At 54.8% G+C, this 11,913-nt stretch carries 16 protein-coding genes; all 16 read left to right on the plus strand.

Annotation, left to right across the window (positions count from 1 at the left end; genetic code table 11):
• The 16 genes from BLP45_RS01895 to BLP45_RS01965 all read left to right on the plus strand — a co-directional run bounded on the left by BLP45_RS01895 (position 1) and on the right by BLP45_RS01965 (position 11,913).
• The gene (locus BLP45_RS01895; protein WP_090369224.1) at positions 1-303 is read left to right on the plus strand and encodes a hypothetical protein; all 303 of its coding nucleotides are present in this window, start codon (positions 1-3) and stop codon (positions 301-303) included.
• Complete coding sequence (locus BLP45_RS01900) at positions 300-866, plus strand: head-tail connector protein (RefSeq protein WP_090369226.1); 567 nt, start codon at positions 300-302, stop codon at positions 864-866. The genes BLP45_RS01895 and BLP45_RS01900 overlap by 4 nt, the downstream gene beginning before the upstream one ends.
• Positions 867-1,331, plus strand: a complete 465-nt coding sequence (locus BLP45_RS01905) for a hypothetical protein (RefSeq protein WP_090369228.1) — start codon at positions 867-869, stop codon at positions 1,329-1,331.
• Between the two features lie 12 nt (positions 1,332-1,343).
• Positions 1,344-2,000: a phage tail tube protein gene (locus tag BLP45_RS01910; RefSeq protein WP_090369230.1), complete on the plus strand. Its 657-nt coding sequence runs from the start codon at positions 1,344-1,346 to the stop codon at positions 1,998-2,000.
• Positions 2,001-2,345, plus strand: a complete 345-nt coding sequence (locus BLP45_RS01915) for a hypothetical protein (protein WP_090369232.1) — start codon at positions 2,001-2,003, stop codon at positions 2,343-2,345. It begins immediately after the preceding gene.
• Between the two features lie 208 nt (positions 2,346-2,553).
• Complete coding sequence (locus BLP45_RS01920) at positions 2,554-2,988, plus strand: HK97-gp10 family putative phage morphogenesis protein (protein WP_090369234.1); 435 nt, start codon at positions 2,554-2,556, stop codon at positions 2,986-2,988.
• Positions 2,989-5,007 carry a tape measure protein gene (locus BLP45_RS01925; RefSeq protein ID WP_090369235.1) on the plus strand — a complete coding sequence of 673 codons (2,019 nt, stop codon included), beginning with the start codon at positions 2,989-2,991 and terminating at the stop codon, positions 5,005-5,007. It abuts the gene before it with no gap.
• A complete protein-coding gene (locus BLP45_RS01930; RefSeq protein WP_090369237.1) occupies positions 5,004-5,615 on the plus strand; it encodes a hypothetical protein in 612 nt (203 codons plus the stop codon). Before BLP45_RS01925 ends, BLP45_RS01930 begins: the two co-directional genes overlap by 4 nt.
• Complete coding sequence (locus BLP45_RS01935) at positions 5,612-6,196, plus strand: hypothetical protein (RefSeq protein WP_090369239.1); 585 nt, start codon at positions 5,612-5,614, stop codon at positions 6,194-6,196. The genes BLP45_RS01930 and BLP45_RS01935 overlap by 4 nt, the downstream gene beginning before the upstream one ends.
• Before the next feature lie 41 nt (positions 6,197-6,237).
• A complete protein-coding gene (locus BLP45_RS01940; protein ID WP_143002368.1) occupies positions 6,238-6,546 on the plus strand; it encodes a hypothetical protein in 309 nt (102 codons plus the stop codon).
• Complete coding sequence (locus tag BLP45_RS14275) at positions 6,485-6,844, plus strand: DUF6950 family protein (RefSeq protein ID WP_143002369.1); 360 nt, start codon at positions 6,485-6,487, stop codon at positions 6,842-6,844. Before BLP45_RS01940 ends, BLP45_RS14275 begins: the two co-directional genes overlap by 62 nt.
• The gene (locus tag BLP45_RS01945; RefSeq protein WP_090369242.1) at positions 6,826-10,086 is read left to right on the plus strand and encodes a phage tail protein; all 3,261 of its coding nucleotides are present in this window, start codon (positions 6,826-6,828) and stop codon (positions 10,084-10,086) included. Before BLP45_RS14275 ends, BLP45_RS01945 begins: the two co-directional genes overlap by 19 nt.
• A complete protein-coding gene (locus tag BLP45_RS01950; RefSeq protein WP_090369244.1) occupies positions 10,087-10,953 on the plus strand; it encodes a hypothetical protein in 867 nt (288 codons plus the stop codon).
• Positions 10,954-10,955: 2 nt separating this feature from the next.
• A complete protein-coding gene (locus BLP45_RS01955) occupies positions 10,956-11,231 on the plus strand; it encodes a hypothetical protein (RefSeq protein ID WP_090369246.1) in 276 nt (91 codons plus the stop codon).
• Between the two features lie 8 nt (positions 11,232-11,239).
• The gene (locus BLP45_RS01960) at positions 11,240-11,551 is read left to right on the plus strand and encodes a hypothetical protein (RefSeq protein WP_143002370.1); all 312 of its coding nucleotides are present in this window, start codon (positions 11,240-11,242) and stop codon (positions 11,549-11,551) included.
• Complete coding sequence (locus BLP45_RS01965) at positions 11,548-11,913, plus strand: hypothetical protein (protein WP_090369249.1); 366 nt, start codon at positions 11,548-11,550, stop codon at positions 11,911-11,913. The genes BLP45_RS01960 and BLP45_RS01965 overlap by 4 nt, the downstream gene beginning before the upstream one ends.

Raw genomic sequence — 11,913 nt, forward strand, 5'->3', positions numbered from 1 at the left:
ATGGCAGATTTCGTCTCAGGCGATACCGGCTCGACTCTGCTCCTCACCTGTGCTGATGATGCTGGAGCGGCCATTGATCTGACTGGCTGCACTATAAAACTGCGCTGGCAGGAAGCCGCCGGGACTATTGCTGACAAGACAATGACGATCGTCTCGGCTGCCGCTGGGACTTGCAGCTATAAATTCCTGGCCGGCGAGCTTTATCCGCCAGCCATGGCCTTCGAGGTCAAGATCACCGATGCGGGTGGTTTCATTCTGAAGAACGTGCATTTGATCACTGTTACGGTTCGGGACGATCTATGAAGATTATCGCCGAGCCAGCAATCGAGCCGGTCAGCTTGGCAGAGGTCAAGCAGCAGATCGGCATACTGGACACCGATACGGTCAGCGATGCGCTAATTTCCCGCCGAATTGTCGAGGCTCGCTCATGGGCGGAAAGTTATACCGGCCGTGCATTTATCACGCAGACCAGAGAAATCCGCTGGGATTGTTTCTTGGATGAGCATGCATTGCCATCTGCCTTGACCATTATCAGTGTGAAATACATCGACAGCGACGGCACGGAAACGGCGCTCGGTTCATCTGATTACGTTCTGGACACGTACACGTTCATTCCGCACGTTCGCGCAGCCTATGGCGTTTCCTGGCCTTCTACGCGCGCGGAGAGAAACGCCGTTCGGATTCAGTTTACCGCTGGCTATGGCGCAACAGCTTTACTTGTCCCGGCGCTCATCAAAGAGGCAATCATTTTGCTGGTTGGACACTGGATGAATCACCAGCCGCAGAATGAGGGCGGCATAACCATTTCAAGAATACCTTACGCAGTCCGCGACATGCTGGACGGCTTCAGACTCGACTTTCTATAAATGCACGCTCGTCAAACTATCAGAGAGGCGGTCGCAACCATCCTCTCGCGGCAGCCTATTGCCTGGCAGTTGGTGCACAAGTCTCGCGTTCCGTCTACTCGGCAAGTCTGGCCCTACCTCATGGTCTTTGCTGTGTCGGAACCAACCCAATCCACGGTCAACGATCCTTGTGATTACAGGCGGGAATTGACGGTGATAGTGAAGGGGTTACTCAAACTGCCCGGTACCGGCGATACATACACTGTTGAGGATCGGATGGATGAATGCGCAGCCGAGATCGAAACAAAACTCACGCAATCAGCATTAAGAGATGAGGTTCAACAGATTGAGTCTTTCGAGTTGGTCAACACAGACATAGATGTAGTGATAGAGGATTTCGAGGGCGGCATAGATCACGGCGAGGTCGTCACGTCATGGCGTGTCACCTATTCAACAGAAGAAGGTTCACCGGAAACATTCATTTAGGAGCAATTAATTATGGCATTTACAAATTCTGGTCTCGTACTGGCGCTCCAAAGCGCAATAGCTGCAGCAATCACGGTCACCGGCGTAACCAATGACGCGCCGGGCATACATACCGCAACCGCTCATGGCCTTTCAGACGGCGCTTTCGTGCTCGCGGAATATCAGGGCATGGTGGAAGCAAACATGCGGATTTTTGAGATCGTGAACAAGGACGTAAACACGTTCCAATTCAAGGATACGACTACCGGTTCTAACGGAATCGACACGACAGATTGGGGTGTGTTCTCTACTGGCACGGTTAAGCTCATCACATTCGGAACTACGCTCTCTGGCGTCACAGGCTTTACGCCTTCCGGCGGCGAGATCAAAAAGGTCGATTCGACCGAAGTGTCAGACTTGGTCGACAAAGAGACTGTCGTCGGCGCTACCGCCATGAGCTACAACATGACGATGAAATGGGACCCGTCCGCAGCCGCACAAATTGCGATGCGTGAAGCATTTGAGCAGCGCGAGGCCCGCGCCTTCAAGATCAAATGGCCCGGCGGTCAGTACGCCGTTTTCTACGGGACCGTAGGCTATTCAGGTATGCCTGGTGGCGACAACCAAGGTCTGACCACGACGCAAGCTGCGGTGTCGATGGAAGGCGCGCCAACGTACGGTAAACCCTAAATGAATCCTCTAATTCAGAAGTTCAGACAGTCCATACAGACGCGCGTAGAAGTCGCGCCCGGTAAATATATTTCTGTTCGTAGGCCTCTGCTGGGCGAGTTCGTAGAGACCCCGGAAATAGGGAAGACGCTTATTTCCTTGATACTGCACTGCTCCGAATCCTGGGATGGCTTTACGGAGCAAGATTTCTACCCAGGCGGGGATGCGACTCCAGTTCCTTTCGAAAAAGAGATTTACTCGTGGTGGCTCAAGGATCACCAGGATCATTGGGAGAAACTTGCCAAAGCGATAAACGATCAATCTGCTGAGCATCAATCAAAGGTCGAGGAAGCGAAAAAAAAATAGCAGCCTGGCTGGACGAATTAACGGTTCCTGTCCCGCCGGGCGAAACGCTACAAGTCGGAGTCCCGCTAGAGCTGGCGGCAGCAAAGATCATTTGGATCATGATGGGCAAGAAGATTGACTACGACGCGCTGCCTGTTCTCTGCGGGATTCACGGTGTTACAGACATAGAAATTTTGCTGATTCAACTTGTCGCAATCAGGGACTTCGAATGGCCGAAACGATCAGGGTAACTGGGTTACGGGAGACGCAGAGAGCGCTGTATTCATACTCGCAACAGCTCGGGGATCGCGTTGTTCTCGGCGCGTTGCGTCAGGGCGCTAACCTCGTAAGAAAGCAGGCCCAGATCAACGCTCCGGTTAAGACCGGAAAACTTAGGCGCGGCATCCGCGTTTCCAGATCGAAGATCCACAGAGGCCGTGCCTCGCAGGATCTGATCGGCGTCTATATCTCCGTCCGAAAGGGTAAAAACGGCGCGTTCTATGCACCATTCCAAGAGGATGGCTGGCGAGCAGGGAAAAGGCTCGTTCCCGGCAAGAAATTCATAGACCGCGCATTCGTTCAGAAGCGCTCGGCAGCGGTAGATTTAATCGTGCGTACAGCGACAGCCTCGGCTGATCTGCTGGCGCGTAAATTGGGGTTATAAATGGCAGGACGCGGCGTTACCGTTGATTTCAATGCGAACGTAGCCAGATTTACTTCGTCCGTCGATAAGGTCACGAACGATTTAAATAGGTTCCAGACGAACGCGGAGCGAACCTCTCGGAACATTGACCAGTCTTTTGCTCGGCTCGGCGGAAACATCCGAAATGTATTCGGCGGACTCACTGCGGCGCTGGGCGTACGTGAGTTGGGCGCGATGGCCGATTCGTTCCAGAACATCCAGGCCCGGCTGAAACTCGCTACGCGTGGCGCGGAGGAATTCGCGCAGGCAAACGAGAATATAAAGCGCATCGCGGAAAGCTCCAAAAGTCCACTCGAATCGACGGCAATACTTTACACCCGCATCTCGCAGTCATTGCTGGACGTAGGCGGCACGCAAGCGCAGGTCGCCAGTACCACGCAAGCCCTCGCGCTTGCCTTGCGACTGTCCGGAGCGAATGCCGCTGAGTCCGCGTCTGCCATGCTGCAATTTTCCCAGGCTATCGGCTCTGGTGTATTGCGTGGCGAAGAATTCAACGCGGTCAACGAGGCGGCGCCAAGAGCAATGAAGGCACTTGCCGACGCGCTGGGCGTTCCTATCGGGCAGCTGCGTAACCTCGCGCAGGAAGGAAAGATCACCCGGGACATACTCGTTGAAGCCCTCGGCTCTCAACTGCCGCAATTGCTGAAAGAGGCCGAGACCTTGCCGAATACCATCGGCGCATCCTTAACCGATCTGAGCAATAAACTACTCCTGACCATTGGAGAACTGGACAAACTGACCGGCGCAAGCGGCAAAGCGGCTAATTTCATCGGCGAGGCGGGACGGATCGCTCTGGAAACCATCGTTGTCCTTGGCGCAAACGTCGCCTTCGTCTTTAAAACTGTTTACAACGAAATAACCGGTATTGGGCGACAACTCGCGGCTCTCGGGCGAGGAGATTTAAAAGGTTTTGTAGCAATCAGCGAGGCTGTGAGGGCCGACGCTGACCGCGCGCGCAAAGAGCTTGATGCCTTTGAGCAACAAGTACTCAATCCCAAGAAGCTCGCGATCAAGCCGCCCGTAGTCGATGAAGCGGCAGCAAAAAGGCTGCGCAGCATGCTTGGCGGTGGCGTAAACAGTGGTGCTGCAAAAGCAGCCGAGAAAGCCGCGAAAGCCGCTGCCGACGAGCGGCAAAAGTTACTCCAGCACGAAATGGAATCCGAACTGGAGATATTCAGCAAATTCCACAAGGACAGGGAAAAGGCCGCAAAGGACTCTCAGGACGCGCTCGATGCGCTCAACAGGGAAGGGCAGAGCCTGAAATTGTCCGTTGATCCGCTGGCGAAGATGAATGCGGAGTTGGCGCGTTACCGGGAGCTGCTCAGCAAGGGCGTGATCGATCAGCGCACTTTCAATCTTGCTGTGGAAAAAAGTATCGGCAAGACAACGGGCGTGGTCAAGGATGAGTTCGGCAAGATGAGTGCAGCAGCTATCGGCTTTCAGACGAATGTGCAAAGCACGCTTGGCCAAGGGTTGTATAACGGCATGAAAGGAAATTTCGACGGGATATTTGACCTGTGGACGGATTTGCTTTTTCGTATGGTGTCCGCCGGTTTGGCTTCCAAAGTTACGGACTCGGTATTCGGTGCAAACGGAAAAGGTGGATTGTTAAAAGGCGGTTTAAACATCCTCGGGTCTCTTTTCGGCGGCGGCAAATCCGGCACAAAACTCGGCTCGTCCAACTTCGGCCAATTCCTCTGGCCCAAATTCGCCTCTGGTGGCGACTTCATGGGCGGCTTGCGATTGGTAGGCGAGCAGGGCCCTGAATTGGAAGCAACCGGCCCATCACGCATATTCAATGCCAATCAGACGAAGGATATTCTGAGCGGCGGCGGCAGGGGAGTTCACGTTACTTATGCGCCGGTCACGCACATTGATAGCAGGGCAGACCGGGCATCGGTAATGCAGGACATGCAGAGAGTGAATAAGCAAGGTCAGGCAGAGTTAATCTCCCTGCTTGAGCGTCAAGGCAGGATATGAGCGTCATCACGTTTTCATCTTCCTTGAAGGTAGCCCGATGCACTTGGGCGCAAGTGAGGAACGATATTGAGTTCCGTTCCGCGTTCGGCTCTCAAGCGGTAGAAGCGGCGGGGCCATTGTGGGCTGTCACGCTGGAAGGCACGCCTCGTCTGGAATCAAACGGCGGCCCGTTCAAGGCACTCGGTATGCAGTTGCGCGGCAAGACAAATCAGCTTGCTATGTGGGATTTGGCTAGGCCTATCCCGCTCGGCACGATGCGCGGCACAATGACGCTGAATTCCGCTGCGGCACAAGGCGCGACGACACTATCCATTATCGCCAGTGGACAGGCGTCCAAAACGCTCCTGCAGGGCGATTATCTCGGCATAGGCAGCCTCTTGACCCAGCAAGTCGTAATGGTGGTCGAGGATGCGACTAGCGACGGTTCGGGCATCATCTCAGTCACGGTTGAGCCGCCATTGCGCAACGCTTTCCTGGCCGGTGAATCAGTTACATGGGATCAGCCTAAAGCACTATTCAGGCGCGTTGATAGCAGATTCGGATGGAATAATTACGGCGCGGTGGTGGATGGTTTTGTGCTTGACCTGATCGAGGATTGGCGCACGTGAGCGTTTTATCCGCATCGCAGCAGGCCGAGCTTGAGAAGCCGGTGACGCGCACTGTATACTTTGTGGAACTACAGCTTCTTAGCGGCACACAGTACATCTGTTCGGCAAATCAGACCATCACCTGGGGCGGTCATGACTGGATCGGCCAAGGCTCGGTAGGGGGCATCAGCCCGATTGAGGAATCAGACGGCGTTGAATCGAAGTCACTGACATTTACGCTGAATGTCGCCCAGCCGTCATATCTTGCGCTGGCTGTGGGCGATGTGGAGGAATACCGGGGCTTGCCTGCAAAGTTGTATTTCTGCCCACTTGACGAATCGTTTTTCATGGTCGGCACGCCGCAGCTATGCTGGCGCGGCATCATGGATCTGATGGCGATTGGCATCGAGGGACAGGAAGGGCAGATTAGCCTGAAGTGCGAGACCTCGGCCTACGGATTAAAGCGCCAGCCAGCATTGAGACTGAACGCGGCGCAACAGAAAAAGAAGTATCCGACTGATACTGGTTTCGATTACCTGACGGACATCATTGCAAACCCGGTCGTGTGGCTTTCAAAGAAATTTCAACGTAGTATTAATTGAGCGACTCGTTATAATTTAATCCTGTTATTCAACAGGAGCGAATGATGAGGTTGATTGCGGTGCTTATGGTGGCGGTGCTGGTGGGATGTGCTCATACCCCATGGGGCTACAACTTCACGCGCGACGGAGATATTCCCAAAGAATACAGAGCGGATAAGTCTCATTGCCATAATGCGTCATGGGCTGACGCAAAAGAAGAAGTGGGCACCACATTAAATGATGTGTTTCTGTATCTGTTTGAGAAGAAGATGCTCGCTTGCATGAAAGACAAGGGCTACAAAAGAGTAAATGACGCTGCACGAATACATAACCTCGCATCTCACCAAGAAATTCAAGTGGGGCGACAATGACTGCTGCACGTTTGCAGCGGGATGGATTGAAATTAAAACAGGGCATGATTACCTGACGGAGCATAGGCCGTGGCGAACGGCTAAACAAGCAGCAAGAAAACTTAGAGACCTCGGCGGTCTCTTTTTTTTGTTCAACGAAAACTTAAAACGCATCAATCCAAACATGGCTCAAGACGGCGACGTGACGATTATCGACGGCACCGCCAGCTTGTTTAGTGGCCGACATGTGGTCTCTGTCGGTCTCAATGGATTGGAGTACGCAGACAGAACGAGAGCCGAATGCGCCTGGCGCTGTTAGCGTTACTGCTGCTGCCATGGCCGGTGTACGCGATGCCCCCCGCATTATTCGTTGCGATAGGGTTAACAGCCGCGCAGGCGGCAATTGCGTCGACGGTTGCCACTATTGCCTCCATTGCCCTAACAATCGGCACGACGGTATTTGGTGCGGTCCAGCAAAAAGCAGCTGCCAAGAAAGCGAAACGTCAGGCAGCCCGCGCGCGTGAAGATTTTCTCAACTCGCTGCAAGAGCGCACGCTCACACGCATCGCGACTGAAGCGCCGCACGTTCTTGTTTATGGCCGGTCTCGCGTAGGATCGGCAGTCGTCGCCGTGTTTTCAAGCGGAGAGAACGAAGAATTTAAACACCTTGTTTGCATCCATGCCGCGCATGAGTGCGATGCAATCGAGGAAATCTACATCGAGGGCAAGGCGCTTGGCACGCTGGATGCGGATGGCTTTGTCACCAGCGGGGAGTATTACTCCACCACCACGGAGAATAAAACCGAGACCTTCGCTACATCCCCGTTCACTCTGGCGCATGCGCCGAGCAGCGCGGTCAAGGTTATCGCCCAGGCACGCTTCACGGATTTGTTAAGGCCCGGCGTCTCCTGGATAGAACATAGAGAGGCAGCCTACACGCGGTCAGGAAATACGATTACCGTGACCGGTACGGTTTCCGTACGGCCCCCGGCAAACCCGGCGATAGTTGGCGTGCAGGTTATCGATTACCGGGTCACCTACCAGTACCAGAAAAACACGTCGCAAGTCAGGGTGAAGAGGCATCTCGGTACGGCGGATGATACGGCGGACGCTTCGCTGCTGGCTGAAGTCCCGGCGAAATGGGCGTCGACCGCGGTGCTACGCGGATTCTGCTACACGGTTGTTCGGCTCGATCTGCGGCAAGCGGCATTCCAAGGCGGGCTGCCGGGTGTCGAAGTATTGCTGCGCGGCAAGAAACTGTATGACCTGCGCACCGGCCTGACCGCATGGAGCGATAACCCGGCGCTGGTCATTTACGATTATTTGACGTCGGATTTCTGCGGAGTCGATGCGGACGATCTGCCGGCGGCACACTTTATCACCGCGGCGAACGTCTGCGAGGAATCGCAATCATTCGGCAACCTGTACACGTGCAACGGCACGGTCACGGCTGATCAGGATCAAGCCAATGTGCTGGAAGCAATGGCTGATTCGATGGCGGGCGGCATCACCTCTACCACATGGGAGATATTTGCCGGCAAGTATGTCGCACCAACAGTAGCGCTGACGCAACAAGATATTGTGGGCTCTTTAGCCGTTACCCCTGGAATTTCTCATGCGGATTTGATGAACGGGGTGCGTGGGCAGAATGTAACGGCAGAGAATCTCTACGTCGCCACGGACTATCCGCCTTACCAAAATGCGACGTATCTCGCTTCGGATGGAAAGGACAAGTACGCTGACATAAATTACCCTTTCACCGACACTGCGCAGCGGGTGCATAACCTCGCTCGGATAGAGGTAGAAGACCAACGTAACGGTTTCACCTTTAAAGCACAGTTCTCGTATAAAGCATGGGATATTCACGTAGGTGATCGGGTTACATTTACAGGCGCTTTCTTCGGTCAGACGCTCAAGGTCTATCGCGTAACCGACAAGAAATATTCTCCGGATTCGTCAATCGAGCTGACGATGAAAGAGGACGCGGCAAGCATCTGGGACCTGGCCGATACCGTCACAATTGACGATACGCCGAATTCCGATCTACCCGATCCGTTCGTCTCGGCTCCGCTGAGTTTCGTCACCTGCGATTCAGGCACTGACGCGCTGCTGATTCAGCAAGACGGCACGGTTGTTTCGCGGATCCATGTCACCCTCGGCACGACTGCGCTGGCGTCCGGCTTAATCGAGATCGAGTGGAAGCGCGACTCGGAAACAGCATGGCGTAAAACGACAGTCACTGGCGACGAAACCGAGGCTTACCTGTCTCCGGTGGAAGATGCAGTCTGGTATGTGGTGCGAGCGCGTACGGTCAATCCGTACTTCAACGTTAAATCCGATTGGGTTTATGCGGATTTACACGAAGTACTCGGCAAGAGCGAGCCGCCGGCAGATATCACGGATTTATCCATCGACGGCGCGATCCTGACATGGACGGAAGTCACTGATCTTGATCTGGCCGGGTACGTTTTCCGCTACCACTTCGGTACAAATCTGGATTGGGGAACCGCTGTTGCGCTTCACAGCGGCATAGTAACCGACTCGCCCTTTAACCTGATCGCGCTGCCCTACGGCTCCGTGACGATCATGGGGAAAGCAGTTGATACGAGCGGCAACGAGTCGGTCAACGTTGCCACGGTGTTCGCCAATCTTGGTGATGCGCCCGTTGCCAACGTTTTAGCGACAAACGAGTTCGGGCCGACATTCCCCGGCACGCTGGATAACTGCACCGTATCCGATGGCGTCGTCATTGCGAACGCTGCCGATTCATTCTATGGAGACGATGCGCAGTCGTTCTTTGGCCTGGATGCCAACTCTTTCTATAAGCCAGCCGCTGGCTTTGGAAAGATGGTCTACGAAACGGAGCTAATGACGGTCGCATCCGTGCTGACCGGATCGAAAATGACGCTTGCCCTTGTCACAGAGGGCGTGGATGTCGTTGTCGAGTATCGGATTTCAGGCGAAGGATCGTTCTACGGACCGGACAGCGAATCGTTTTATGGCGCTGACAGTGACGGCTTCTATGTCCCGGGACCGGAGGCGTTCGACGCTATTACATCGACAGGCTTCGATGCAAATAACCCGGACTCGTTTTATGCGGTTGATGTAGCGAACTTCAACCCGGCAAGCCCGGATAGTTTCGTTGCCGTCGATCTGGCGGAGTTTTCTTCCACCGGTTCTTTCTACGGGACAGGCACGGCGGTGTATCTGCCTTGGCCAGGGCAGATTAGCGCGAAGAATGCCGATTACCAGTTCCGGATCACCGTCGGCTCGGGGGACGCGCAGGGCAAGATTTCGGGCCTGACGGTGACGATTGATGCGCCGGATATTGTCGAGAGCATTGCAGACCTTGCCATCAGTTCTAGCGGGACGGCCATCCCTTACACGAAAGATTTCACCAGCATCAAAACTGTAAACGCCCAGCTACAGGCTAACGGCTCGGGCGCGGTGACGGTCGAGATTGATAAGACATCTCCACTAGCGCCAACGATCAAGGCTTACAACGCATCACACATCGCAGTTTCAGGCGCAACAGCCGATCTCTTTATTCAGGGCTATTAAATGTCACTACTGCCAGCAGTAACAGAGGTATCCGATACCTACCCATTGCCGAGCAACGCCACAGCGCGGCTCGGTTTTTCCAGGTTATGGACTGCCATCAATGAATTTTTCCAGAAGTCTGAACTCGATCTGGCGTCTGCCGCAACGCTCGACATTGGCGCTCAGTTATCGACAAAGCTCAGGATCACCGGCACGACCGGGCCCATAACATCGCTGGGGGCGACCTACCGAGGGCCGATTCAGCTTCGGTTCGCAGGAATAGTGACGATCACGCACAACGCGACGACTCTGCGCTGCCCAGGTGGAGCAAGCGTCACCACGGCGGCGAATGATGTATTGATGGCGTGGCCTATCGCCTCTGTCAGCGGCACGCTCGACGGTTGGCAGCTTGTCGCTCTTGACAGGATTGCTCCGATCACTCAAGGCGGGACCGGTGCCGCCACCGCAGCGGCGGCTTTCACGGCGATAAAACAAGCCGCCACCACCTCGGCGACTGGGGTGGCGGAACTCGCCACGGATGCCGAAGCGCAGGCAGGGACGGACGCAGCCCGAGTGGTCACGCCAGATAACTTGGGCGCCACGGTTATTGGCATCGGGCAAACAAGTCAGCAATTAGTCGCCAGCCGTGCTTATAACACCGTCTACACCAATTCAACGGGCAGGCCGATTTTAGTAAACGTGCAACTGTCCTCGACTGCTGGCCATACAGCCCAGTTGACTCTCGGTTCAGGAGTGGTTGTCCAAGGATCATCGATTAGCGGAGCAGGTGGCTCAGCCGTTGCATGGGTGGTCCCTGCTGGAGAAACCTATAAGGCCACGGTTAACGCGGGGACCGGATCAATAGTCGGCTGGACTGAACTGAGGTGAGTATGAAATATTTCAAAGATGCGCAAAATAACGTCTATGAGTTCGAATCCGACGGCTCGCAAGACAAATTTATACGGCCTGAGCTAACGCCCATAACCAAGGCAAAGGCTGACGCGTTGAGAGCGCCGGTTCTTTCAAATGCCGAGTTCAATGCAATTGTGGATGCTCAGTTAGATGCGGCAGACCTCAAGATAATTCGCGCAATTACCGAGGGCGATACAGCAAGAATTGAAGAACACAAAGCGGCTCAGGCGGCCCTACGGGCGACACGCAAATAATGGGCGCGGTGACGAAACGCATAACCAAGGGGTCAGCGCTCACTCTTGAAGAGTACGACGCGAACCTGGACGCAGTAAACATACTGCGCACGCTGCCCACCGGGGAGTGGAAACAGGTTCCATCCCTTTTCCGATTGCTCCTGAAAGGCACAGGCACTTGCACAGTCGATGCGCGTAATACGGCAGGGACGATCACAGCAGGCCTGTACATCTATACAGCCGCGGCAGCCACAAATCAAATCGAATATCCATACCTGGGCGCTGACGCAATAGAAATCCGCGTCACGCTCACCGGTACTTGCACAGCGGAGGTCATATGAGCGGTTATCCAGTCGTCATTCGGGCTGAAGTCGAAGGCATCGGCACGTCCGACGAGATCGACAACCAGTCCACAACACCGGCATCCAAAACATTCGCGTCTGGTCTACTCTCCCTGACGCTTGCCTATTTCGATATGGGCAGCGCTGCGGGGAAGGCTATCTATGTCGTGTTCGATGCGCTGGACACAGCCGACGCGGCCACCAAGCTAGGGGTGGCAACCAGCCGGGAAACGGTGTTCCTCGACGAGCGCCGCACGTTCCAATTCAGCGCGGAGACGCCCTGTTACCGGGTTGATATCAAGTCTCACACGGCCGAAACGGGCGCCAGCAAAATAGCGATTGGCGGGAAAGTGCCGGTATGA

The sequence above is a fragment of the Nitrosospira sp. Nl5 genome, assembly GCF_900102495.1.
Lineage (GTDB): Bacteria > Pseudomonadota > Gammaproteobacteria > Burkholderiales > Nitrosomonadaceae > Nitrosospira.